Genomic DNA, 24,209 nt, shown 5'->3' with positions numbered 1-24,209 from the left:
GCGATCAGATGTTTCAAAAAATACTGATTGCCAATCGTGGAGAAATTGCCTGTCGGATCATTCGTACGGCGCGCAAAATGGGCATTGCCACAGTCGCGATCTATTCCGATGCGGATGCCAACGCGCTACATGTGGAGATGGCCGACGAGGCTGTGCGCGTCGGTCCTGCCGTTTCTGCGCAAAGCTATCTTAACATTGAAGCGATCATAAAAGCGGCGATGGATACGGGCGCAGAGGCGATCCATCCGGGCTACGGCTTTCTCTCGGAAAATGCCGGTTTTGTGGATGCGGTCGAAGCGGCAGGGCTAACCTTCATTGGCCCGTCGGCGAAAGCCATTCGCGCCATGGGGTTAAAGGATGCCGCCAAAGCACTGATGGAAAAGGCGGGTGTGCCAGTCGTGCCCGGTTATCATGGCGACAATCAGGATGAAGCCTTCCTCAAAAGCGAGGCGGACCGCATCGGCTACCCCGTGCTGATCAAGGCCCGCGCCGGCGGCGGCGGCAAAGGTATGCGCCGGGTCGATAATTCTGACGACTTTGCAGCGGCACTTGAAAGTGCGCGACGCGAGGCGGAAGCCTCGTTTGGCGATAGCGCCGTGCTGGTGGAAAAATACATGACCAAGCCGCGCCATATCGAGGTGCAGGTCTTTGGCGATAGTTTTGGTAATGCTGTGCATCTTTTTGAGCGCGATTGCTCGTTGCAGCGCCGCCATCAAAAGGTGATTGAGGAAGCACCCGCCCCTGGCATGACCGCTGACATGCGCGCTGTCATGGGCGATGCAGCGGTGAGGGCCGCACAAGCCATTGGTTATTCCGGCGCAGGCACGGTGGAGTTTATCGCCGACGTCTCGGAAGGGCTGCGATCCGACCGCTTCTTCTTCATGGAAATGAACACGCGGCTACAGGTTGAACATCCGGTGACGGAAGCGATCACCGGTCTTGATCTGGTCGAATGGCAATTGCGCGTGGCATCCGGCGAGGCCCTGCCGAAGCGTCAGGACGAGCTTGCCATTCATGGCTGGGCTTTTGAGGCGCGGCTTTATGCCGAAGACCCGGCGCGTGATTTTCTTCCCGCGACCGGTAAGCTTGCGTTGTTTGCAGCGCCTGAAAATGCGCGGGTGGATTCCGGCGTGCGTAGCGGCGACACCATCACACCGTTCTACGATCCGATGATTGCCAAGATTATCACGCATGGCGCTACCCGCGACGAGGCGATGAACCGGCTTGAAAGCGCCTTGAACAAGACCCGTATCGCCGGACTTGTCACCAATCGCCAGTTCCTGTCCGACCTTTGCAAGCTTGAAGCGTTTCGCTCGGGCGATGTTGATACGGGGCTTATTGCCCGCGAGTCGGCTGTGTTGTTCAGGGATGAACAACCGTCAGATATCGCTTTTGCGCTCGCCTCATTGGGTGCGCTCGAGCTTCTGGATTTGCCACAAGAAGGCGACCCATGGGGCAGCCTGCGTGGGTTCCGCCTTTGGGACGAGGGATCGCGTTCGGTTCTGCTTGATCATCATGGCGAACGCCATACGGTGAGCTTCACCACCACGGGCGACAGGCATTTCGGTTTTGCTTTTGGCGGTGTTGAAGTCCGCAATTATGAAAATGCTCTCGTTCGCTTTGCCGTTGATGGCCGCGTTGCGGAGGCGACAGTCTCGTGCAACGGCCATGACGTGACCGTGCAGTTTGAAGGCCGCGACACCATATTTCATTATGTCGAGTCTATCGGCGCAGAGGACGAGGCTTCGAGCGAAAGCCGTATTCTGTCGCCGATGCCAGGACTGGTACGACTGGTTTCTGTCGCTGAAGGTGCCAGCGTCGCCAAAGGCGACAGGCTTGTGACGATGGAAGCGATGAAAATGGAGCTTTCACTGACTGCGCCGCGAGATGGCAAGGTCGCAACTGTGAACGTCGCGGCTGGCGATCAGGTCAATGAAGGCGCACTGTTAGTCCAATTGGAGGAAGAACATGGCTGAACACGTTGAAATCGTCGAAATGGCTGCGCGTGACGGCCTGCAAAACGAGAAGCGTTTTGTGCCGACAGCCGACAAGATTGCGTTGATCGACCGCCTGTCCGATTGTGGCTATTCCCGCATCGAGGCAACGAGTTTTGTCAGCCCACGATGGGTGCCACAACTTTCCGATGCTATGGAAGTTATGGCCGGTATCCGCCGTGCCGACAGCGTGCGCTATTCAGTGCTCGTGCCTAATATGAAGGGTTATGAGCTCGCGGCGAGCGCCAATGTCGATGAGATTGCCGTCTTCATTTCAGCATCCGAAGGTTTTTCCAAAGCCAATATCAACTGCACGATTGCGGAGAGCATTGAGCGGCTTGCGCCAGTGATTGGTGCGGCCATCAATGATGGGCTGGCCATTCGCGGCTATGTCAGCTGCGTTGTCGAATGCCCCTATGATGGATCGACCGCGCCGCAGGCGGTTGCCGATGTGACGGAGCAGCTCTTTTCGCTTGGTTGCCATGAGGTGAGCCTTGGCGACACGATTGGGCGCGGCACGCCCGAAACTGTGAGCGCCATGCTGGATGGGGTGTTGAATGTGGCACCAGCGCATAGTCTTGCGGGCCATTATCACGATACCAATGGACGGGCGCTCGACAATATTCAGATCAGCCTTGAAAGAGGTTTGAGGGTGTTCGATGCATCAGTCGGCGGGCTTGGTGGCTGTCCATTTGCACCGGGTGCCAAAGGCAATGTCGATACTGTGGCAGTCGCAGAAATGCTGCAGCGCCTTGGCTTTGAAACAGGTCTTGATATTGAAAAGCTGAGATCAGCAGCTTCGTTTGCGCAGGCACTTCGGCAGGACAAAGCCGCATGACAGAGTTTGAAACCATCCAGCTTGCTACTGACGAGCGTGGCGTTGCTACGCTAACGCTCAACCGGCCTGAGCAGCACAATGCGCTTTCCGGTCTGATGATCGATGAGCTTCTGACTGCCACGCTTCGGCTTGCCAATGACGATGCTGTACGGGTTGTCGTGTTGACTGGCAGCGGTGCCAGTTTTTGTGCAGGCGGTGATCTTGGCTGGATGCAGAGCCAAGTGAACGCGACGCGCTCTGACCGTATCGAAGCGGCGCGCAAGCTTGCGCTGATGTTGAAGGCGCTGCGCGACTTGCCGAAACCTTTGATCGGGCGCGTGAATGGGCAGGCATATGGCGGTGGTGTTGGACTGATTAGCGTTTGTGATGCGGCAGTTGGTGTTTCTAATGCGCGTTTTGGGCTGACGGAAACCAAGCTCGGCCTGATCCCGGCAACGATCAGCCCCTATGTGGTGGCGCGTATCGGTCAGGCTCATGCACTCAGAACTTTCACCTCGGCACGATTGTTTGGTGCAAACGAAGCAAAGCATATCGGATTGCTGCATCAGGTGGTCGAAGCAGAGCAGCTTGATGCGGCAGTTGAGTCCGAGATCAGGCCGTATTTTTCAACTGCCCCGGCAGCGGTTGCTGCCTCAAAGCGGTTGGTTCATGCGCTGGGAAGTCCGATAGACGAGGCCGTCATCGAAATGACGCTTATCCGCCTTGCGGATACATGGGAAACGCCAGAGGCCGCAGAGGGAATTGCGGCCTTTTTTGCAAAGCAATCACCATCATGGAGAAGAGGAGGATAGGCATTTAATGGGAGGCCGATTTTCGTTGTAGTTGCGGGCACTTGGCCCCTTGCAATCGGAAGCCGGAAATGCATTCTTATTACATCATGAAAGCTCGCTCCCGTTCTGGAGCATGATTCCGAAAGAGCAGATGCAATTTCGGATAATATTATGGCTCTGGCACCTTAAATGGATGATGGCGCGGCGTGCTTTTAGATTAACCCTTTGAGATCATACGATGGAAAAAAGGGAGGGCCCGGCATTTCGGCAGCGCAATCGCGCTGAGATTTGACCGGCATGGGTTGTCTGAGGTCATCGATGAAAAAGCGAGACCTCGCCAAAGGAGAAAAAGAATGAATCTGAAACTGCTTTCCAGCGTGGCTTTTGCCGCAACACTTGGCTTTGCCGGTGCCGCTTATGCAGATATCACGATCGGTGTTATTGCACCGCTGACAGGTCCGGTTGCGGCCTATGGTGATCAGGTTAAGAAGGGCGCGGAAACCGCCGTTGAAGTCATCAATGCAAAGGGCGGGATCAAGGGCGAAAAGATCGTCTTGAAGTTTGCTGACGATGCAGGTGAACCAAAGCAGGGTGTTTCGGCAGCGAACCAGATCGTTGGCGATGGCATCAAGTTCGTGGTTGGTCCGGTTACGACCGGCGTTGCAATTCCAGTTTCTGATGTTCTTTCGGAAAATGGCGTTCTGATGGTTACGCCAACCGCAACCGGTCCAGATCTGACCGCGCGCGGTCTGGAAAATGTGTTCCGCACCTGCGGCCGCGATGACCAGCAGGCTGACGTCATGGCTGCTTACTTCTTGAAGAACTTCAAAGACAAGAAAGTCGCAATCGTTCATGACAAGGGCGCATACGGCAAAGGTCTTGCAGATTCCTTCAAGGCTGCAATCAACAAAGACGGCATCACCGAAGTTCAATATGATTCGGTTACACCTGGTGACAAGGATTTCAGCGCGCTCGTTTCCAAGCTGAAAGCCGCAGGCACTGAAATCGTTTATTTCGGTGGCTATCATGGTGAAGGTGGTCTTCTTTCCCGCCAGCTGCATGATGCGGGCCTCAAGGCTCTCATCCTCGGCGGCGAAGGCTTGTCCAACACCGAATATTGGGCAATCGGCGGCACCAATGCTGAAGGCACGCTCTTCACCAACGCTGTTGACGCGACGAAGAACCCAGCTTCCAAGGAAGCCGTCGATGCACTGACGGCTAAGAAAATCCCGGTCGAAGCATTCACCATGAATGCATATGCCGCTGTCCAAGTTCTCGCGAGTGGTATTGAACGCGCTGGTACGACGGATGATTCTGCCGCAGTTGCGAAGACCCTCCGCGACGGTCAGCCAATCGATACCGTTATTGGTAAGCTGACATACGGCGAAACGGGTGATCTGTCGTCACCAAGCTTCGACGTGTTCAAGTGGTCGGATGGCAAGATCGTCGGTCTCGATTAATTGCTGATTTAAAATAAGTGAAAACGCCGGGGTTCTATCCCCGGCGTTTTTGTTTCAGACGAAAGAATTGCTGCAGAATTACGAGTTCGGAAAGCCAAGCTCTGCTTCGATGGCCTCAAAAGTTTCTTCCATCGCATAGGTTGGGCTGAAGGGAATTCCGAAATGACCATAGGCGATTGACATTTGCCCTTCGGCCTTGCGTTCGCCACCTTTGGCTACGGCGGCGACATAAAGTGCTGCGGCAAGACCAGTTCGGTCTGATCCAGCTTTGCAATGAATGAGAATTGGCTTTTCAGCAGTCTGCATGAGTGCAATCAGCTCGCGTGTCCGTTCTGGCGTCAGCTGGCGACTGGATGACATCGCATAGTTCGTAAGCTTGATGCCAAGAGCACTGGAAGTTGTAACTTCGTCGTCATACCATTTCGCGCCAGGCTCTGCGCCGCGCAGGTTGATGATTGTTTTAATACCATAAAGCTCTTTTAATTTAGCGATGCGAGACGGATCGGGTTGGTTGGATCGATATGCCTGCCCCGCTACAATCGTATGGATATTACCTTTGTATTGAATCGCAAAAAGATAGCCGCCCAAGAAGCTAGCGCCGATTAAGCCGCTGAGACTTAATATTTGGACGTGGTTGAGCGAGAAATTGGCGTATCTTTTGAAGAAGTTCATGTTTTTCTTTAAAAGAGGATTGTTGAATGAAGCAGTTTTTCATTTATTCTTTGAATTAGATTTTTATGTAGTTATATTGAGGCTTAATATTGTTCGTTGAGAATATATGTTTGATTTTTGTCTGAGTTATCAGGGTTGACCCGATCGGACATTTGCTCGCTATAGCTTGAAGAATTTCAGTTTTAGCTCAAATGATCGTCAACAGGTAAGCTTCGGTTAACCATAAGCGTTTAGTGTATATGTATCAAAATGGGGCAATTAGCGGAGCAGGTTTATGCAGCGCTATAGATTTGACGATAAAAGAGTTCTGATCGAAGCAATCGTTGAGCTTCTCAATAGAGGCGTGGAGCCGGATGAGCTTGATCTTGTATTAAGCCGTATTGGTCCGGTTGATCTTGATCTCATGCAGCAATGCCTGATCGAAGTCTGGAATTATAACCATCCAGAACCGATCGAAACACCGATGGCGGCTTAATCGGCATCTTTGATTGTGAAATCCACTCTTGGTGTACCGGCGATAAGGTTTTCCTGAGAGTGTCACAATCTTGAAATGCTCGGCTGCTATATCCATATTGTATCGGGAATTCATTTGGTGATGCGACCACGGATGTACTGGCGCAACCTAAATGAGAGCGGAAGGTCGGGTTCACCCCGGCCTTTTTCGTTTTAGCTGTTAATGAACTTTTGCGATGATAATTATTCCCGACATGCAATATTTATCCTGCAGCGGCTCCAGTTAAGACTGAATCGTTCGGGCTGCTGTAACTGTTTGGTTTTACGCATTTTTCGACGCATCGTAGCAGGAAAAGAAATCAGTCCGGCGAACTGATTTCCCTGCGGAGGCGCTTCGCACCTTTGCTGGAAATGCTATAAGTTTCGGAAGACCGGTTTGGCGCGGGTGTTCACCCAAGCTAGTATTAATTCGACGTTATCACAGCACGGATTTTCATCATGATACGCCATATAGTTCTTGTTAAATTCAAAGCCGAACTCGATAGCGCGAGCATTGACGCGGCTTTGAATGCAGTTGTCGCTCTGAAAGATAAAATTGAGGGAATCATTGCCGTAAGTGTTGGTGATAACAACAGTCCGGAAAATCTGGAAAAAGGCTTTCGCCACGGCTTTGTTGTGGACTTTGTGGACTCGGCTGCGCGCGACGCTTATCTGCCCCACCCAGAGCACGCAAAAGTCGGAAAAGCGCTGGTCGAAGCCGCAGAAGGCGGCCTCGGTGGGATTTTGGTTTTCGATTACACCTTTTGATCGTTTTAAAGCAGAAGTCCACCGACGCCCATTCGTGCAAGGGCGTCTGAATCAAGTGCTAAGCCAGCCATTAATCTGTCTAGCACTTGGTCGAGACTATTCTCACGCGCACTTCGAGCTGTTCCCGGCGCCACGATGATGTACTTTCCGTTGAGCTTTCCGAGCGAGAGTAGATTGCCGGGATCAACGGGAATGCCGATACGGAGGATTTCTCCTCCGGCCTGAACGATGGACCTCGGCACAATATCGATCTCGTCCGCAACTGCTGAAGCACTGAAAATAATCAGCAGATCGCAACTGGTGCTCAGCTCACTTATGGCCTTAGACAGGGGAGCTGTTTCGTGGGCTACACGCGTCTCCGCTATCACCGAGCCGCAATTGTGTTGCACGCGCTTCGTGATCAATTCGTGGGTTTTATCGAGTACTGTTTCGCGAACGGAAGGAAGTCGTGACTGAATGACGCCGAGTCTCGTTTTCTCAAACGAATGAACCTTGAGAACCTGTTCTGTCTCGAGGACTGTGCGAATATTTCCAATAAGAGCGCCGGGAACGGCAAACGGAATGATTTTGACGGTTGCAACCATTTGCCCGCGTTCAACACGGCTAAGATTGTTCAACGTCGCCACTGATATCCGCGGGTCGAGCAAATTAATTGTATCGATGCCAGCAACATCAACACGAAACAAACCGTTGCTGCGGGCAAAGAGATTGACACGACCGGTTGTGGCTGGGCCCGCTTCAATCATATCCCCAATCAGGCTTTGTCCTATTATGAGGGCTGCTTCATCTTCGCCAATATCATTGGGTTCCAGCCGAGCGGCAACAACGCGGTTGATTCCCGCCCGTTTCAAAGCTTCGATGTGATTTTCGGTCAGCAAGGTGCCTTTGCGAACACTCTCCGCCTTCGTCACCAGCGTATAAGCCAGTATTGCACCCTCTGCCTCGTCAATCGCCCACTCAGCGAAAATCATGAACGTATCTCTTGGTCGCTATTTCATGAAAGTTGCCCGGTAATGTCAGAACTCTTATCTAAAATGAGATCGTTAAGAAACGACCGGTATTCGCAACGATGGAGTTTATCTCTTTCAGAAAACGAATATTTTCCCAGATAGAAGCTGTAAAGCTGATGTGGGTTGAGAGTCTTTCCGCGCGGTTGCGTTGACATTTAACAAAATATACGTCTCTATCAGGTCGGATTTATTATTAGTTTTTATTTTTTTATTTAAGTAAATTAAAATTTAGATGCGTACTAGTGTCGAATTTTTAATTATTGATTTCTATTTACGTTAGTAAATTTCTATCACGATTAGGTTATTTTTCTTTTTTTATTTATCTGTTTTAGAAAAGATCATGATTTATGGCTAACTTACGGCAAACTATATCAATTTTGTCGTTCTCCGAGTCATTTCTGACTCATGTGGCGTGTCCGGCCGCGACATTTCGAACCAGTACATTTTGCTCCAGGCAGGTGACAAACGGAATTATTCGTTATAACGGTTCCTTTGGAATTTTCAGAATTTACCGAAAACTAGGAAATGACGCATGCGCCGGAGCTGAAGCTCTGCGCGCAGGATGGAAAGACAAATGAAACACGGCACCCCCCGGACGATCGTTTCGTTCGCCGTCTTGGCCCTCACGGCGTTTCTCGCCGGCTGCGAGAACCAAGTCCTGCTCTCTCCGAAAGGAGAGGTCGGTGTGGCTGAGCGCGATCTTATGCTTTTCGCAACTGGTTTGATGCTTCTCGTCGTGCTGCCGGTCATCTTTATGACTTTGTACTTCGCGTGGAAGTATCGCGCCGACAACGATAAAGCAGAATACAAACCTGACTGGCATCATTCTACAAAGATTGAAGCCGCAGTCTGGCTTATTCCGTGCGCCATTATTGTGGTTCTCGGAACGGTAACTTGGATCAGCACGCATAAGCTCGATCCTTATCGTCCGCTGGAATCAAATATTCCGCCAATCAATGTCGAAGTCGTAGCGCTCGACTGGAAGTGGCTGTTTATCTATCCGGATCAGGGTGTTGCCTCTGTCAACGAAATGGCAATGCCTGTTGGCGTGCCTGTCAATTTCAAGCTGACTTCCAGCAATATCATGAACTCCTTCTTCATTCCGGTACTCGGTAGCCAGGTCTATTCCATGCCTAGCATGCAGACCAAGCTTCACCTAATTGCTGACCACGAAGGTGTGTTCGACGGCATTTCCGCAAACTATAGCGGCCAGGGCTTTGCCCAGATGCGTTTCAAGGCGCATTCGCTGGATCAGGCCGGCTTTGACAAGTGGGTTGCTGATGCAAAGGCTTCTGGTCAGGAACTGTCGCGTGAGCGTTATGCTTCGCTGGTTCAGCCAAGTGAAAAAGCTCCGGTTCAGCATTTTGCTTATAACGACAAGGCACTGTTTCATAACATCGTAAACCGTTGCTGGGATGGCAAGTCGGTCTGCCTGGATGATCAGATGCATCAGGCTCAGATGGTTCGTGAAGCTCGCGCAAATCTACGCAAGTCTTCGCCAGTCGATTTCAGCCTTTGGGCAAATGACATCATTTGCGCCATTCAGCCGCAGCGCCTGTCGCAGCTTGAAAACTGATTTGCCGATGCGGCTTAGCCCCGGAAATTGTACGGGGCTAAGCCGCTGATCGCACTCCAATCGAAGTAAGAATAGAAATGTTCGGAAAACTTACGCTCGAAGCGATCCCGTATCACGAGCCTATCATCATGGTCACATTGACCGCGATAGCTGGTGGGGCGCTCGCTATTCTCGCAGCCATTACCTACTATAAAAAGTGGGGTCCACTATGGAACGACTGGCTGACCTCTGTCGATCATAAACGCATCGGCATTATGTACATTATTCTGGCTTTCGTGATGCTGTTCCGCGGCTTCTCGGACGCTGTCATGATGCGTGCCCAGCAGGCTCTTGCTTCTGGCGCTAATGAAGGCTTTCTGCCGCCACATCACTACGATCAGATTTTCACCGCCCATGGCGTGATCATGATCTTCTTCGTGGCAATGCCTTTCATCGTCGGTCTGATGAACTTTGCCGTACCGCTTCAGATCGGTGCGCGCGACGTTGCGTTCCCGTACCTCAACTCACTCAGCTTTTGGCTGACAGTTGCTGGTGCGATTCTGATCAACGTTTCGCTCGGCGTTGGCGAATTCGCCAAGACCGGCTGGCTGGCCTATCCACCGCTTTCCGGCAAGGAGTTCAGTCCAGATGTCGGGGTCGACTATTATATCTGGGCCTTGCAGATTTCAGGTATGGGTACGCTTCTTTCGGGCGTCAACCTGATCACAACCATCATCAAGATGCGCGCACCCGGCATGGGCATGATGCAGGTTCCGGTTTTCACCTGGACCGCACTCTGCTCGAACGTCCTGATCGTGGCTGCGTTCCCGATCCTGACCGTCACGCTCGCTCTGCTGTCGCTTGACCGTTATCTGGATTTCCACTTCTTCACCAATGATGGTGGCGGTAATCCGATGATGTATGTGAACCTGATCTGGATCTGGGGTCACCCAGAAGTCTATATTCTGGTTCTGCCTTGCTTTGGCGTTTTCTCTGAAATCATTGCGACCTTCTCTGGCAAGCGTCTGTTTGGTTATGCATCGATGGTTTATGCGACCGTTGCCATTACCATTCTGTCATTCCTTGTCTGGGTGCACCACTTCTTCACAATGGGTGGCGGTGCAAGCGTAAACGCCTTCTTCGGCGTTGCAACGATGATCATCTCGATCCCGACCGGTGCAAAAGTCTTCAACTGGCTCTTCACCATGTATAAGGGGCGGGTTCGCATGGAAACGCCGGTCATGTGGACCATCGGCTTCATGTGTACCTTCGTTGTTGGTGGTATGACGGGCGTTCTTCTTGCTGTTCCGCCTGCAGACTTCGTACTGCACAACTCCGTGTTCCTGATCGCCCACTTCCACAATGTGATCATCTCGGGCGTTCTGTTCGGCTGCTTTGCCGGTCTCATCTACTGGTGGCCAAAAGCATTTGGTTTCAAGCTGCATGAAGGTCTTGGCCGCAAGGCATTCTGGTGCTGGCTCGTTGGCTTCATTCTCGCCTTCATGCCGCTCTATGTGCTCGGCCTGATGGGTATGACCCGTCGTCTGAACCACACCGAAAACCCGGCATGGCACATCTATCTGATCGTTGCTGCTATCGGTGTCGCGATTATCCTTTGCGGTATTGTGTTCCAGGTTCTGCAGATCATGATCTCCATCCGCGATCGCGAAAAGCTGCGCGTTGTCGATGGCGACTCATGGGGCACAGGTCGTACACTCGAGTGGTCGATTTCGTCGCCGCCGCCATTCTACAACTTCGCTGAAGTGCCGCATGTCCGCGATCACGACAGCTGGTGGGATATGAAGCAGAACGATTATGTTCGTCGTACCGAAAAGTTCGCGCGCATTCATATGCCAAAGAACACCGGAACGGGCTTCATCATCGGTATCCTGTGCATTCCATTTGGCTTTGCCATGGTGTGGCATATCTGGTGGTTGGCAATTGCATCGTTCATCGCTGTCTTCGCAGTTGCTATCGCCCACTCCTTCAACAATGACAGGGACTTCTATGTCTCGGCCGATGAAGTACAGCGCGTCGAAGACGCCTATACTCGGCAACTGAATGCTCAGGAGGCCTGATCCATGAGCGCGACTGTTACGACTACCGGCCCCTTCAAGGGAGGAAACGAGCATCCCGCTCACGAAGACCATCATGATGCAGGGTCGACCACACTGGTCGGCTTCTGGATCTACCTGATGAGCGACTGCGTTCTCTTCTCGGGTCTCTTTGCAACCTATGCTGTTCTGGCACATCAGTTCGCGGGCGGTCCAACCGGCCGTGAACTCTTCGACCTGCAGTTTGTGTTGACTGAAACCATGCTGCTTCTGGTGTCGTCCCTGACCTATGGTCTGGCGACGCTGTCGATGTACAGGAATAACCGTGCAGGCGTTCTGTTCTGGTTGGGCGTAACCTTCCTGCTTGGTGCGGCGTTCTTGGTTATGGAAATCTATGAATTCCATCACCTGATCGTGGAAGGCGCAGGTCCTGACCGCTCAGCATTCCTTTCGGCATTCTTTGCACTGGTCGGAACGCATGGTCTCCACATTACTTCGGGTCTGGTCTGGATTCTGGTGCTTTCGGCCCAGCTTCTGCGCGATGGCCTGACTGAAAAGAACCGGACGCGCGTGATGTGCTTGAGCCTCTTCTGGCACTTCCTGGACATCATCTGGATTGGCGTCTTTACCCTTGTCTATCTGCTGGGTGTATTGTGATGAGCTCTGGACACGAAACACATGATCAAGCCGCACATGGCAGCCTGAAGTCTTATCTGATTGGCTTTGTGCTGGCGGTTATTCTCACCGTCGTTCCCTTCATGCTGGCCATGAACGGTTACTTCACGCCTGCGACTACCGCAGCCATCGTGCTCGGTATCGCCGTCGTTCAGATCCTGGTGCATCTGGTTTACTTCCTGCATCTTGATCCGAAGTCGGAAAATGGCTGGAACATCCTCGCGCTCATTTTCACGGTCATCATTCTGGCCATCGTGCTTGCTGGCTCCATCTGGGTCATGCATCACCTCGATACCAATATGATGCCGATGTATATGACGCCGGATGATGCACGTAATCTGCCATAATTAAACTTCGAAGGGCCTGTTTCTGCAGGCCTTTTGATATCAGATACCTGGCCTGACGGCCCGGTTCCGCGGCTTTTTTCCTCCCTCTCCCCCTTAAAAGCCGCGTGGCGCCCCGGTTCCCTCCGGGGCGCTTTCATTTTACTTGGTAAGAAGATGAGGCATTTATTCCAAGTTTATCTTGTATAAAATTTTAATAAAATTTCGATTCTTATTGCTGGATGATATCCGTAATACGACTCTTATGTTTATAATTCCGCATCAACAATAGTGATATTTACCATCATAAATAGACTTATTTGATTTAATCTATTTAATGTTGTATGTGTTGCTTCGTTAATTTCTTCGCATTGCATTTGTGTAGTTGCATATTTGGAGAAGTATCGATGTTTTTATTTAAGAGAGTACTTAATAATAAGTTTGTTGGGGGATTGACTTTTGCTATGGCTGTTGCCGTTCCGGCATTGGCGTTTGCAGCCTCTGCAACTGTGACTGCAAACGTAAATGTTCGCAGTGGACCCGGCGCAAATTATGCGCGTTTGGCTGCTCTGCCCGCAGGTGTTAGCGTGAATGTGGGGTCATGTCGTGGAAGCTGGTGCCAGATCTATAATGGCAACAGAGTTGGGTTTGTTTCTGCACGTTATGTTCGCTTTGGCTCCTATAACGGCAACGCTTATGCTGCTCCGTCTAACACGACTGTAATTGTCGGCAATGATGGCTACAACGACGGTTGGGCCCCTGGTTTCGGTCTAGGTCTAGGTCTAGGTCTCGGCTGGGCAACAGGTGGCGGCTATTGGGGGCCGGGTTGGGGCGGTCCAGGTTGGCGAGGCGGGCCAAACTATTACAACGGTTGTATTGGCCGCAATTGCCAATCCAATCGTGGCGGTGGGCGCAATGGCTGGAACCCTCGCTGGGGCCATGGTCCACAATGGGGTGGCCGTGGATGGCCGCGGGGCCAGGTTCGCGGTAACTGGGGCCCCGGTCCGGTTGTGGGGCCGCGCTTCACATCTGGTCAGGGTCACTTCGGCGGGTTTAACCGCCCAGCATTTGGTAATCGCGGTTTTGGTGGTGGCTTTAGCGGTGGCGGTATGCATTTTGGGAACATGCGTCCCATGCATGCCGGACGGTAGCAATAATCACTTACAGCATTTCCAGCAAAAGTGCGAAGCGGTTTTGCGTCGGATAATGCGTAAAAACAAACAGTTACAGCGAATCCAACGGTTCATTCTTAGCTGGAGCCGCTGTAATTCACTCGATATCAGGTCGTTATCCTCCCCTCCTGATGGCCTGATCCGCGGCTCACTGGAAACTCCTCCCTCCAGCGGGCCGCAATCATTTTGCAATGTTCGCTTTGCATATTAACCCTCCATTGACTCAATCTATTCAAAATAGGGAATAAAGAATGTTTGGGTTTTGGAAGCATTTTGAGATTCTGATCGAGCCGATGTGTATTTTCGGTTTTGCTTAGATAAAATCTCGTCCGGGCCTGAAATGTCTTAACGCATCTGGGTTGAAGCTTGGCCTTCCCACTACTCTATGTTAATCCCTGAATCGTCCTGGGATTTGGGGGAGGACGAAGCGCTACCCGAGCGGTCGTAAAACAGAAACCGGACAGTAACGTGTATGACTTGGAGTAACAGGACGATACAGGGAAGAAGTCTTATTGTACTCGCGCTTGCGGTGCAATTTGCTTCGATGACGGTGTCGCCTGCATTGGCGTTTGAGATTTTTGGCGTCCGTCTCTGGGGTAAGGATAAGACGGAGGATGCCGATGCGGTTATCTCCGATCCCAAACATTATTCAGTCAACGTCGAGGCAACGGGTAGTCGCAAAAATGCTGACGGTAGCGATGCTGACGTGAAATCCGTTATCGAAGGCGCTTCTGGCCTCGTATCGGATGAAGATAAGCCAGCATCAGGTTCAGCAGGGCTTTTGGCCAAGGCGCGTGGCGATTATCGCCGCATTCTATCAGCGCTATATGGCGAAGGTCGATATGGTGGCACGATCTCCATCAAGGTTGATGGTCGTGAAGCCAATGATATTCCCGTTGATGCCGATATCCCAGACAATGCCAAGATCGACATTTCAGTTGATCCCGGTCCTCAGTTTTTGTTCTCGCGCACAGCAATTTCCAACATTGCGCCGCCGCCTGTCGACAAGCGCGATAAAGTGCAGTCGCCGGAAGAAGCTGGCTTTGCACCCGGTCAGGTTGCCCGTTCAGGTACGATCCTGAAGGCAGAGCGTCTGGCAGTCGAGGCCTGGCGTCAGCAGGGCTATGCGAAGGCAAAAGTAACCGGTGAAGACATTGTTGCGGATCACGACGGCAATACACTTGCCGCCGATGTCTCACTCGATCCGGGTCGTAAGGCGCATTACGGTCCTGTGAGTGTGGTTGGTACCGCTCGTATGGACCCGCAATTCGTGGCCTGGATGACGGGTTTGAAGCCGGGACAGGAATACGATCCTGACGATATAGAGAAGGCTAAAAAGCGGCTTGGTCGCATGGAAGTCTTCCGTGCGATGAATTTCGAGGAAGCCGAGAAAATTGAGGCGGATGGCAGTCTGCCAATGACGCTCAATGTTCAGGAGCGCAAGCCACGCCGCTTTGGTTTTGGTGCAGAATATTCAACGCTTGATGGCTTCGGCGTCACCGGATACTGGATGCACCGCAACCTGTTCGGCAGAGGCGAACGTTTGCGCTTTGATGCCAAGGTAAGTGGTGTAGGTGGCTCACAAGACAACTCGTTCGATCCGGCCAACTTTACCTATACGCTTGGCACGAGCTTCACAAAGCCTGGGGTTTATACGCCAGACACGGATTTCGTTGCAGCACTCGATGCAAAGCGTGAAGTGCTCGACGCTTATACCGAAACATCGATCAATGCGAAAACGGGCTTTACGCAGATTTTCAGTGATGAGCTTTCGGGGGCGCTTTATGCCAAGGCCAGCCATGGCCGCTTCGATGATGATTATTTCGGAACGCGTGAATTCACGACAGGCGGGCTTGAAGGCAATCTTCTTTATGATGGCCGTAACAACAAGCCCGACCCAAGTTCCGGTGTCTATCTCGAAGGCAATATTCAGCCATTCTACGAGTTTCAACGCGGCAATTTTGCAACCCGTTTCACTGCTGAAGGCCGTGCCTATTACGGCTTTGGTGCAACAAACCGCGTGATTCTCGCAGGTCGCGTAAAGGTCGGTTCGGTTGTTGGTGCCGATATTGCAGATCTGCCGCCCAACCAGCTGTTCCTTGCGGGTGGCGGTGGATCCATCCGTGGCTATTCCTATCGCGGTGTCGGTGTTGAAACATCGACGGGCGATGTCATCGGTGGCCGTTCGCTGGTTGAGACATCGGGTGAAGTGCGCGCACGTGTCACCGATTCCATCGGTGTCGTCGGCTTTGTCGATGCGGGCTATGTGGGTGAGCAATCCTATCCAGATTTTTCGGAAGAAATGCGTGTCGGCGCGGGTCTCGGCTTACGCTATCTGACGGGGCTTGGGCCGATCCGTCTCGACGTCGCACTCCCGCTTAACCGCCGCTCGGGCGATCCGAGCTATGCGTTCTACGTAGGCATAGGACAGGCGTTTTGACCAGATTTCTTGCACTCTTAGCCTTCATTCTATTCGCTATTCCTGTGGTCGCGCAGGAGCAGGCGGAAGAGGAAAAATCGTATTTCATTTCATTCGTGGAGAGCAAGCTTTCCGCGCCAAACCGTCGTATCCAGTTTTCGGGTCTGAGTGGTCTTCTGTCATCTGAAGCGAGTGTTGGCGCAATTACTATTGCCGACCGTGAAGGTGTATGGCTGCGAATTGAAAATGCAAAACTCAACTGGAGCCGCACGGCGCTGTTCACTGGCCGCCTCAGCATTCAGTCGCTGGTGGCAGAGCGTATTGACCTGATCCGCAAGCCGTTGCCGGATAACAGTCTGCCTTCGCCTGAATCATCAAGCTTCAGCCTGCCGGAACTGCCGCTTTCGATCAATATCGACAGCCTCGACGTCTCAAGCCTGCACTTTGGTCAGGATATTTTCGGTCTGCAATCGGAAGTTTCGCTCAACGGTAATCTGTCGCTGGCCGATGGATCGCTGAATTCCGCTTTCAATATCAAACGCCTTGATGGTCCGGGTGGCAATTTTTCTCTCCGGGCAGCTTATGCCAATGCCGATCAGAAACTTGATCTCGATCTGAAGGTTGCGGAACCTGCCAATGGTATTGTTGCCAATGTGCTCAATATTGATGGCCGTCCGCCTGTTGATCTAACGCTGACCGGCAATGGCACGCTCGACGACCTCAAGATCGATCTGGCTCTTGATACCAATGGCAGCCGTACGCTCACCGGCGGCTTTACGCTGGTTCGTCAGGCTGATGGACGCGTTTTTGCAACGCGTGTCGATGGACCTATCGCGGTTCTGGTTCCGCCAGCATTTCGCGACTTCTTTGGTGCAGAGACTGCACTTGTCGCCAATGGTTTGCTGAAAGACGGCGGTGGCTTCCGCCTTGATGATCTGGCGTTGAATACCGCTGCTTTGAAGATAAAAGCTTCAGCTGAATCCGGAAATGATGGCTTCCTGAACAAGCTTCGCGTTGATGCGGCCATTCAGGATGACAGCAAGGGCGAGGTGCTCCTGCCAGTCAAGGGTGGTGATACGACCATTAACAACGCGACGCTGCAAATCTCTTATGGCGATCGTCCAAACAATGACTGGACGGGTAAGCTTGCGGTTTCAGGCTTCAAGAATGCGACCGTATCAGCTTCCAGCATAGCGCTGGATATGGGCGGAGTTGCTGAAAATCTTGCTGATATTACAAATCGCCATGTCACTTTCAATGTGAATGGCGGCATCAGCGGTATTGATGCAACGGATGCAAAAGTTGCCGAAGCGCTGGGTCAGAAAATCGATCTGGCGATTGAGGGCGGCTGGCGCGCCGGTTCGGCCGTTGAGCTCGCCAAGGCAAGCATCGAGGGTAATGGTCTGAGCCTTGAGCTTCAGGGCAACATTGATGACTTTGCATTCAACGGCGATATCCTTGCCAAGGTTGCGAGCCTTGCTCCTTATGCCGAGCTTGCCGGACGTGATCTGGCTGGCAGCATTGACGTGAAAGTATCCGGCATTGTCAGGCCGATCAGCGGTGCATTCCAGCTCAATCTTGATGGTACGGCGCAGAACATGCGTACCGGCACCGAAGCCGTGGATAATATCCTCGACGGTGAAGTCCGCCTGAGTGGGGCTCTGGGGCGCAGCGCGGAAGGATTTTCCGCTCGTGATTTCCGCATCGGTAATGAGCTGAGTGAAATCACTGCCAATGGCTCATTTGCATCCGATAAAGCCGATTTCGATTTTGGCGTCATGCTGTCTGATCTCAAGCTTCTGTCCGACAAAGCTTCCGGTCGCATGACGATCAAGGGTAGCGCGCGTGGCGATGATAAGCTTATTGCTTTGGCCCTTCGTGCCGATGCACCACAGGGAACGCTTGCCGACCGCAAGCTCGCCGATGGTGCTCTTGACTTCAACGCGCTTCTGGACGGCAATGCAACGACGGGTGCATCGCTTTCGGGCAAGCTTGCAGGCAGTGCGTTCCTCAATGGCGAGAAGATTGATCTCGGGTCACTAATCGATATCGTCAATGATGAGAAGCGCCTGACCAACCTTGTATTCAATGCAGGCGGCGCGCATCTTTCCGGCAATGTTACACAGAATGCCAAAGGCCTTCTTGCTGGCCAGCTCAATGTGGATGCACCGGATATCTCGACCGCCGCGGCACTTTTCCTCGCCGATGCAACGGGTGCTGCGAATGCCGACATTACGCTCGATGCCAATGGCGAACGCCAGAATGCAACTGTTAATGCCAAGGCCAATGGTCTCAAGATCAATGGTAATCACATTGCTTCGGCTGATATTGCGATAACGGTACAGGATCTGTTTGGAGTGCCGGTCGTCGATGGCACAGCGGCAGCGCGCGATATTCTCGTTGGCACTTTCGGCATCGACAATTTTGATGCAAAGGCCAATGCAACGGGAACAAAGACCGACTTCACTGCGAGCACCAAGCTCAAGATTGGCACTTTGGCCAACGCATCCGGTTCGCTGGAACCGAAGGATGGTGGTTTTGAGTTGGGGCTGTCATCTGCCGATGTGAAGCAGGGTTCACTTTCAGCGGTACTAGCAGCGCCTGCAACCATCGCCATGAAAGACAGTGACATTTCGTTTGGCGATATCATCGTCAATACCGGTGACGGTCAGGTAAAGGTCAATGGCGCGATCGGAGAACGTCTCGATCTTTCGGTTGCACTTTCCAATCTGCCTTTGGCGCTCGCTAATACCTTCAAACCTGATCTTGGTCTTGGCGGCACGCTCAATGGCACGGCTCGCGTCACAGGAACGCGTGAGAACCCGAATGCTGCTTTCGATATTGCCGCGCGGGGCGTCACGGCGGCACAGCTAAAAGATCAGGGCATCGCGCCGCTCAATGCTGATGCCAAGGGTAGCTCGGATAATAATCGTCTGAATGTGGATGCTCATGTCACTGGTGGTGGTGGCATTGATGTGACCGCAAAGGGTGGTGTTCCGCTCGGACAGGGCGATATGGCGGTCGATATCAATCTCGCCAATCTGCCACTGACTGCACTGAATGGTGCTGTGAAAGGGCAGGACCTTGCGGGTAATGTCACGGGTACAGCGCGTGTCACCGGACCTGTGACCAATCCTGCTGCAAGCTTCAATCTACGTGGCACAGGACTGGCGGCAAAGCCTCTGCGCGACAACGGCCTTGCGCCGCTGAGCCTGCAGGCCGCTGGTAACTATGCGGCAAAGGCGGTCGATATTTCTTCGCTGACTGTTGATGGTCCGCAGGGCCTCAATGTCACAGCCAACGGCAAGGTTCCATTCTCGGGACAGGGCCTTGGTGTCAATGTTTCTGGCAGTCTTCCGCTGGCGCTCGCCAACCGCTTCCTTGCGGATCGTGGTGCGCAGGCAAGCGGCACGCTCTCGTTGACAGCAAGTGTTTCAGGTGGATTTGATAAGCCACAGCTTCGCGGCATGTTCTCGGCATCAGGTGCTCAGTTTATCGATCCTGAAACCAATGTTCGTCTGAACAACATCAATATTATGGGCGCGATGGAGGGTGAAACCATCACGCTCCGTCAGGTCAATGCAGCCTTTGGCAGCGGCGGCGCGATTTCTGCAACCGGTACGATCTCGACCAATGCTGCAGCAAACTTCCCGGCCAATATCGATATCAAGCTTGATCGTGCACGCTATGCCGACGGCAAGCTGGTGGTGGCAACGGTGAATGGTGGCATTACGATCTCCGGGCCGCTGATGCGTGATCCGCTGATTGCAGGCCGCATCGATGTGGATCGTGCCGAAATTACTGTGCCGGAAAATCTTGGCGGGGGTGCAACCTATGTTCCGGTGCGTCATATCAATACCCCCAAGAACGTTCAGGCGACGCTCGATCGCGCTAAGGTCGAAACGCGCCGCAGCAAGGTGCCGACACCCACTGCACGCCCAACGGTTCCGCGTCTCGATGTCGTTGTGAACGCGCCAAACCAGATCTTTGTGCGTGGTCGTGGTCTTGATACGGAACTAGGCGGTCGCGTACGGCTGACAGGTCCCGTGACCGGCATCCAGCCCGTTGGTTCGTTTGATCTTATTCGCGGTCGTATCGCCATTCTCGGCCAGCGCATCACCTTCGATGAAGGACATGTCACGCTCGTTGGCGACCTTAATCCGCAGATCAACTTCGTTGCACGCAGTGAAGGCGATGACATCACAGCAATTGTTACGGTTACCGGCACCGTCGATAATCTCAATATCGTGTTCTCGTCTTCACCGGAATTGCCGCAGGACGAAGTGCTGGCGCATCTGATCTTCAAGCGCTCAATCGGAGAATTGTCGGCGTTTCAGATTGCGCAGCTTGCTGCAGCAGCGGCGGAACTGGCAGGCGGTTCCAATAACTCGCTGATGGGTAAACTGCGTCAGGGAACAGGTCTCGACGATATTGATGTTGTGACTGACAGCAAGGGCGAAACTGCCGTCCGTGCGGGGCGCTATATTCGGGACAATATCTATCTTGGCGTTGAAGCCGGTTCTGGCGGATCGACCAAGGGCACCGTCAATCTGGATATTTCCCGGAACCTGAAGGTCAAGGGTGCGCTTGGATCAGAAGGCGATTCCAGCGGCGGTATCTTCTACGAAAAAGATTACTGATCGATCAGCAAAGCTTGATCAAAAAGGCCGGGTATCTCCCCGGCCTTTATTTATCGACCTCACAGTAACCATTTTTCTTAACGTTTACGCGAGTGATTTAACGCTTCCTCAACCATAAGGACGCAAATTGTTGGGACGATAAAAGGGCATTTTGCCGATTGTTTCGAGTTGGACGATTTGTATGTCTAAGTTGAGTGAGAAATTAAGCCGTCGTCATTTTCTGCTGGGCACCGGCGCTGCCATGCTTGGCGGTGTCGCGGGCTGTTCGCAAACCATGGACATGTCTGCTTTTCAGATGAACATCGACCCGATGTCCACAAGCGGCATTTCGCCGATGCGTCCGCAGATCAGTGTCGATAAGAACATTACGACGCCGGATGTGATGTATGCTTCGGTGCAGGAAGGGCCTTATGCACTTCCAGCCATTCCATATCAGAAAGTGCCGAAAGAATTTCGCCGTCAGATCGTGCCCGATCCGACAGGTGAGGCGCCTGGAACCATCGTGGTTAGCACCAAGGATCACTTCCTGTATTACGTTCTCCCGGGTGGCGAAGCGCTGCGCTATGGCGTCGGCATCGGTAAGGCTGGCTTTGAATGGCAGGGCCGCGCCAATGTTCAATACAAGAAGCAATGGCCGCGCTGGACGCCTCCGCCGGAAATGATTCAGCGCAAGCCGGAGCTTGAAAAATACCGCAATGGTCAGGAGCCTGGGCCGCAAAATCCGCTGGGCGCGCGTGCGCTTTATATCTTTCAGAATGGCCGCGACACGGGCTACCGCATCCATGGGTCACCGGAATGGTGGTCGATTGGTCAGTCAATGTCCTCGGGCTGTATCCGTTTGATGAATCAGGACATCATCGATCTTTATAATCGTGTCCAGGGACAGGCACCGATCATCGTTGGATGATCGGTTCACCGATGGGCAAAAAATAGAGCGCGCACATATGATCTATGTACGCGCTCTCGTTTTTACCGGACGGACTGGAGGCGTTTCGCCCGGCTGATCGTTGCTTTTGCTTATTCGTAATGAACCGGCTTGGTCGCGGTGTCGGCAAAAGCAACAAGGCGAGAAAGCTCGATCTTCATGCTGTCGACCGATGCATGAAGGGTGGTTGGTGCAGTCGTATCCTGCGCCATCTGGGTTGATATTGCTGGCATGGCAAAGGCTGCCGTCGTAAGTGCGATAGCAGCAACAAAGCCGAGGCGTCGTTCGGTTCTGGCTTGCATTTTCGTTCTCCTCGCGCCGCTTTCTGCGGCCTAAATCAAATTCATTTCCTACGCAGCGTTCCTGAAATCAGTGAAAGGTCGCGCGCCGGTTTATGTTCAAAGCACTGTCGATGGCGTGAATCGGTATTGGCAACAAAGTCTGTCCGAAATCGGCCAAAGTATCGGCAAAACTGCGGGCTGCATCTGCCACATCGTCGCAACGTCGTTTGCAGGCGATTGCTTCAAGGCATGTTTGGAGCAGTAAGCCATCCTGATTCTGCAAGCCTGAAATCAGACCGAGCGTCAGGCACTCTTCGCGGCAGACATGCTGTGAATCGAATGGAAAGGCGCGTAGCTGGCAGGTTGCACAATGACGCAGGACGCGAATGAACTGCGAGAGCTCCCCCACAGCACGCTTTGCTTCCGATGGTCCAAGCAATTCCGAATAGAGGCCCCAGGTCATTTCCCAAGGAATGATCGATCCGGTTTCAAAACCGGCTGTCCAGCGGCGATAGCCTTCCAGCACCAGCTTCTCAGGCAGGCGATCATAATAGCCCACGCTGTTGGCGCCGTTCAGCTCTGTTATGCGCATATTCATGTTCGCCTCCACTCAGAGGTACGAACTGACGCGCAGCTTTGCTGCTTTTGCTTCGCGAGGCGCTCTGTTTCCCCTCGCGCATTGCAATATCCGGTCGGCATAAGATGAAGTTGCCAAGGCAACCCATCCACATTTGCGGACCGGCACTCACTGAGACCGATCATAGGTCCTCCAATCGAACGGGTTCAAGGCCCAAACATCAAAGGCTGCACAAAATAACTCTCGCGCATAAAAGCCCTAAATTGATCTGGAGTCAATTACTCAGCTTTTAGAAAAGTGAATTATTTCAACAGTGTAGAATTATTCTAGACTATTAAAGTCATGTTTATAGCAATAAACGAAGAACGCAACCGCTACAATTGGGTAGCGGTTGCGGCAAACGGGCGCATAATGCACGGAGAGAAGCGCGTTACCACCCTTTGCTCTAGAGCGCCGTGCGCCCTTTTGGGCGCAAAAAATGGCTCTAACACTCTATATTTACGGCATAATTTTACCTCAATCCGATTCAGATTTAAGGAATTATGCTGTGGTGTCTTACGATATCAGTGGTTTGAATGATCGTCGGACTTGCCGCTCTGCGGCGTCACAGGAAATTCGAGATCGACCTTACCAGCCTTTTCGAATTCCAGCGTCGCGGAAACCTTGTCGCCTTCCTTGTAAGGCTGGTCTGGCTGAATGAACATCAGGTGATAGCCACCGGATTTCAGCTCAACCGTTTCGCCAGCTGGAATATCCAAGCCGCTGTCGAGCTTGCGCATCTTCATGACCTGATTTTCCATGCTCATTTCATGGATTTCAACGCGCTTGACACCGGTTGTTGTGACGCTGACCAGCTTGTCTGCATCCTTGCCCTCGTTTTTGATGGTAAGGAAGCCACCAGCAACTTTTGCACCCGGAACCATGGCGCGGATTGATTGAGCGCTGATGCTAAGATCGCCGACCTTGGTTGGGATCATAGCATGATCGCCGTGGTTTCCGTGGTCGCCATGCCCACCGTGGCCCGCATGTTCATCGGCACCAGACGCAGCCATCACGCGAAGCTGTGGTGCCGGATGTTCCAGATCATGGGGGTTTTGGCCTTCGGCTGCAATTTCGGTCCATGCGACGGAATCATCTGTGCCGCAGAACTGCGTGACTGGGAAGGAGAGGGTCGTGTCCTTATCGAACTTGGCAAGCTGGCCAACCACGACAAACTCATCATAGAAGTCGCTTGGCAACTCGCCTTGGCTCCATGTGACCTGCTTTACGCCGGAGGTCACGTCTTTGCCGTGGATCTTATAGCTCTGCGCATAGTCACCCTTGGCTGTTTCGACTTTCCAGCCAGCCTTTGGCTGTGGCTGCGCTGAAACAAAACCTTCTGGCAGTTCAATCTTTACAGCGGTCGTGGCTTTGCCCTCGCAGCCGTGCGGGATGCGGACAACCGCCTTGTAGAAACCGCCCGCCTTGGCTTCGCTCTGTTCAAGTGACGAGTGGGCACTGGCAAAGCCGGCTGAAGCGCAAAGTGCGAGAACCGAAATAGCGGATGTAAGAAAACGAGTGTTTTTCATCGTAAGAAACCTGAAT

19 protein-coding genes are annotated in these 24,209 nt (G+C 52.7%); 14 read left to right on the top strand and 5 right to left on the bottom strand.

Features of this window, described 5'->3' with window-relative positions; translation table 11 throughout:
• Positions 1–8 precede the first annotated feature (8 nt).
• The 4 genes from ABWV94_RS05735 to ABWV94_RS05720 all read left to right on the top strand — a co-directional run bounded on the left by ABWV94_RS05735 (position 9) and on the right by ABWV94_RS05720 (position 5,062).
• Positions 9–1,976: an acetyl/propionyl/methylcrotonyl-CoA carboxylase subunit alpha gene (locus tag ABWV94_RS05735; protein ID WP_113496098.1), complete on the top strand. Its 1,968-nt coding sequence runs from the start codon at positions 9–11 to the stop codon at positions 1,974–1,976.
• Entirely contained in the window at positions 1,969–2,832 is an 864-nt protein-coding gene (locus ABWV94_RS05730; protein ID WP_113496097.1) for a hydroxymethylglutaryl-CoA lyase, read from the top strand. Before ABWV94_RS05735 ends, ABWV94_RS05730 begins: the two co-directional genes overlap by 8 nt.
• A complete protein-coding gene (locus tag ABWV94_RS05725) occupies positions 2,829–3,623 on the top strand; it encodes a crotonase/enoyl-CoA hydratase family protein (protein WP_113496096.1) in 795 nt (264 codons plus the stop codon). The genes ABWV94_RS05730 and ABWV94_RS05725 overlap by 4 nt, the downstream gene beginning before the upstream one ends.
• A gap of 332 nt (positions 3,624–3,955) precedes the next feature.
• Entirely contained in the window at positions 3,956–5,062 is a 1,107-nt protein-coding gene (locus ABWV94_RS05720) for an ABC transporter substrate-binding protein (RefSeq protein WP_007872998.1), read from the top strand.
• A gap of 78 nt (positions 5,063–5,140) precedes the next feature.
• On the opposite strand, the gene ABWV94_RS05715 is transcribed toward ABWV94_RS05720, so the two are convergent.
• Positions 5,141–5,734, bottom strand: a complete 594-nt coding sequence (locus tag ABWV94_RS05715; protein ID WP_007872999.1) for a tyrosine-protein phosphatase — start codon at positions 5,732–5,734, stop codon at positions 5,141–5,143.
• A gap of 274 nt (positions 5,735–6,008) precedes the next feature.
• On the opposite strand from ABWV94_RS05715, the gene ABWV94_RS05710 reads away from it, so the two are divergent.
• Both ABWV94_RS05710 and ABWV94_RS05705 read left to right on the top strand, forming a co-directional pair.
• On the top strand, positions 6,009–6,209 hold the full coding sequence (locus tag ABWV94_RS05710; protein WP_007873000.1) for a hypothetical protein: 201 nt from the start codon (positions 6,009–6,011) through the stop codon (positions 6,207–6,209).
• A 476-nt stretch (positions 6,210–6,685) separates the two neighbouring features.
• The gene (locus ABWV94_RS05705; protein WP_113496095.1) at positions 6,686–6,994 is read left to right on the top strand and encodes a Dabb family protein; all 309 of its coding nucleotides are present in this window, start codon (positions 6,686–6,688) and stop codon (positions 6,992–6,994) included.
• 5 nt (positions 6,995–6,999) lie between these two features.
• Here the strand turns inward: ABWV94_RS05705 and ABWV94_RS05700 are convergent, their stop codons facing one another.
• Entirely contained in the window at positions 7,000–7,965 is a 966-nt protein-coding gene (locus ABWV94_RS05700; protein WP_113496094.1) for a molybdopterin-binding protein, read from the bottom strand.
• 613 nt (positions 7,966–8,578) lie between these two features.
• Between ABWV94_RS05700 and cyoA the strand changes: the two genes are divergently transcribed.
• The 8 genes from cyoA (at position 8,579) to ABWV94_RS05660 (ending at position 21,749) form a co-directional block, all read left to right on the top strand.
• Positions 8,579–9,580 (top strand): ubiquinol oxidase subunit II, encoded by a 1,002-nt coding sequence (gene cyoA / locus ABWV94_RS05695; RefSeq protein WP_064322346.1) that lies wholly within the window; start codon positions 8,579–8,581, stop codon positions 9,578–9,580.
• A gap of 77 nt (positions 9,581–9,657) precedes the next feature.
• Positions 9,658–11,637: a cytochrome o ubiquinol oxidase subunit I gene (gene cyoB, locus ABWV94_RS05690; RefSeq protein WP_007873004.1), complete on the top strand. Its 1,980-nt coding sequence runs from the start codon at positions 9,658–9,660 to the stop codon at positions 11,635–11,637.
• A 3-nt stretch (positions 11,638–11,640) separates the two neighbouring features.
• Positions 11,641–12,270: a cytochrome o ubiquinol oxidase subunit III gene (cyoC, locus tag ABWV94_RS05685; protein ID WP_007873006.1), complete on the top strand. Its 630-nt coding sequence runs from the start codon at positions 11,641–11,643 to the stop codon at positions 12,268–12,270.
• Positions 12,270–12,635: a cytochrome o ubiquinol oxidase subunit IV gene (cyoD, locus tag ABWV94_RS05680; protein WP_007873008.1), complete on the top strand. Its 366-nt coding sequence runs from the start codon at positions 12,270–12,272 to the stop codon at positions 12,633–12,635. The genes cyoC and cyoD overlap by 1 nt, the downstream gene beginning before the upstream one ends.
• Positions 12,636–13,018: 383 nt before the next feature.
• On the top strand, positions 13,019–13,762 hold the full coding sequence (locus ABWV94_RS05675; RefSeq protein ID WP_353412802.1) for an SH3 domain-containing protein: 744 nt from the start codon (positions 13,019–13,021) through the stop codon (positions 13,760–13,762).
• 493 nt (positions 13,763–14,255) lie between these two features.
• Positions 14,256–16,223, top strand: coding sequence for an autotransporter assembly complex protein TamA (locus tag ABWV94_RS05670; RefSeq protein ID WP_051063900.1), 1,968 nt, complete (start codon positions 14,256–14,258; stop codon positions 16,221–16,223).
• Positions 16,220–20,842 (top strand): translocation/assembly module TamB domain-containing protein, encoded by a 4,623-nt coding sequence (locus tag ABWV94_RS05665; RefSeq protein ID WP_113496091.1) that lies wholly within the window; start codon positions 16,220–16,222, stop codon positions 20,840–20,842. Before ABWV94_RS05670 ends, ABWV94_RS05665 begins: the two co-directional genes overlap by 4 nt.
• A 181-nt stretch (positions 20,843–21,023) precedes the next feature.
• On the top strand, positions 21,024–21,749 hold the full coding sequence (locus tag ABWV94_RS05660; protein ID WP_007873013.1) for a L,D-transpeptidase: 726 nt from the start codon (positions 21,024–21,026) through the stop codon (positions 21,747–21,749).
• A gap of 110 nt (positions 21,750–21,859) precedes the next feature.
• On the opposite strand, the gene ABWV94_RS05655 is transcribed toward ABWV94_RS05660, so the two are convergent.
• The 3 genes from ABWV94_RS05655 to ABWV94_RS05645 all read right to left on the bottom strand — a co-directional run bounded on the left by ABWV94_RS05655 (position 21,860) and on the right by ABWV94_RS05645 (position 24,193).
• The gene (locus ABWV94_RS05655; protein WP_064320009.1) at positions 21,860–22,069 is read right to left on the bottom strand and encodes a hypothetical protein; all 210 of its coding nucleotides are present in this window, start codon (positions 22,067–22,069) and stop codon (positions 21,860–21,862) included.
• 67 nt (positions 22,070–22,136) lie between these two features.
• Positions 22,137–22,646 carry a hypothetical protein gene (locus ABWV94_RS05650; RefSeq protein ID WP_312467674.1) on the bottom strand — a complete coding sequence of 170 codons (510 nt, stop codon included), beginning with the start codon at positions 22,644–22,646 and terminating at the stop codon, positions 22,137–22,139.
• A gap of 542 nt (positions 22,647–23,188) precedes the next feature.
• Positions 23,189–24,193 carry a DUF1775 domain-containing protein gene (locus ABWV94_RS05645; RefSeq protein WP_113496090.1) on the bottom strand — a complete coding sequence of 335 codons (1,005 nt, stop codon included), beginning with the start codon at positions 24,191–24,193 and terminating at the stop codon, positions 23,189–23,191.
• Positions 24,194–24,209: the final 16 nt, after the last annotated feature.

It is taken from the genome of Brucella sp. NBRC 12953 (genome assembly GCF_040369775.1).
In the GTDB taxonomy this organism is placed as follows: Bacteria; Pseudomonadota; Alphaproteobacteria; order Rhizobiales; family Rhizobiaceae; genus Brucella; species Brucella pseudogrignonensis.
This window is presented reverse-complemented; position numbering and strand designations above follow the sequence as displayed.

Coding starts and splice junctions, on each gene's coding strand:
- ABWV94_RS05650 (WP_312467674.1), bottom strand. CDS start 22,646: ATGAATATGCGCATAACAGAGCTGAACGGCGCCAACAGCGTGGGCTAT.
- ABWV94_RS05655 (WP_064320009.1), bottom strand. CDS start 22,069: ATGCAAGCCAGAACCGAACGACGCCTCGGCTTTGTTGCTGCTATCGCA.
- ABWV94_RS05660 (WP_007873013.1), top strand. CDS start 21,024: ATGTCTAAGTTGAGTGAGAAATTAAGCCGTCGTCATTTTCTGCTGGGC.
- ABWV94_RS05645 (WP_113496090.1), bottom strand. CDS start 24,193: ATGAAAAACACTCGTTTTCTTACATCCGCTATTTCGGTTCTCGCACTT.
- ABWV94_RS05715 (WP_007872999.1), bottom strand. CDS start 5,734: ATGAACTTCTTCAAAAGATACGCCAATTTCTCGCTCAACCACGTCCAA.
- ABWV94_RS05670 (WP_051063900.1), top strand. CDS start 14,256: ATGACTTGGAGTAACAGGACGATACAGGGAAGAAGTCTTATTGTACTC.
- cyoA (WP_064322346.1), top strand. CDS start 8,579: ATGAAACACGGCACCCCCCGGACGATCGTTTCGTTCGCCGTCTTGGCC.
- cyoC (WP_007873006.1), top strand. CDS start 11,641: ATGAGCGCGACTGTTACGACTACCGGCCCCTTCAAGGGAGGAAACGAG.
- ABWV94_RS05735 (WP_113496098.1), top strand. CDS start 9: ATGTTTCAAAAAATACTGATTGCCAATCGTGGAGAAATTGCCTGTCGG.
- ABWV94_RS05675 (WP_353412802.1), top strand. CDS start 13,019: ATGTTTTTATTTAAGAGAGTACTTAATAATAAGTTTGTTGGGGGATTG.
- ABWV94_RS05700 (WP_113496094.1), bottom strand. CDS start 7,965: ATGATTTTCGCTGAGTGGGCGATTGACGAGGCAGAGGGTGCAATACTG.
- cyoB (WP_007873004.1), top strand. CDS start 9,658: ATGTTCGGAAAACTTACGCTCGAAGCGATCCCGTATCACGAGCCTATC.
- ABWV94_RS05725 (WP_113496096.1), top strand. CDS start 2,829: ATGACAGAGTTTGAAACCATCCAGCTTGCTACTGACGAGCGTGGCGTT.
- ABWV94_RS05730 (WP_113496097.1), top strand. CDS start 1,969: ATGGCTGAACACGTTGAAATCGTCGAAATGGCTGCGCGTGACGGCCTG.
- ABWV94_RS05710 (WP_007873000.1), top strand. CDS start 6,009: ATGCAGCGCTATAGATTTGACGATAAAAGAGTTCTGATCGAAGCAATC.
- ABWV94_RS05705 (WP_113496095.1), top strand. CDS start 6,686: ATGATACGCCATATAGTTCTTGTTAAATTCAAAGCCGAACTCGATAGC.
- ABWV94_RS05720 (WP_007872998.1), top strand. CDS start 3,956: ATGAATCTGAAACTGCTTTCCAGCGTGGCTTTTGCCGCAACACTTGGC.
- cyoD (WP_007873008.1), top strand. CDS start 12,270: ATGAGCTCTGGACACGAAACACATGATCAAGCCGCACATGGCAGCCTG.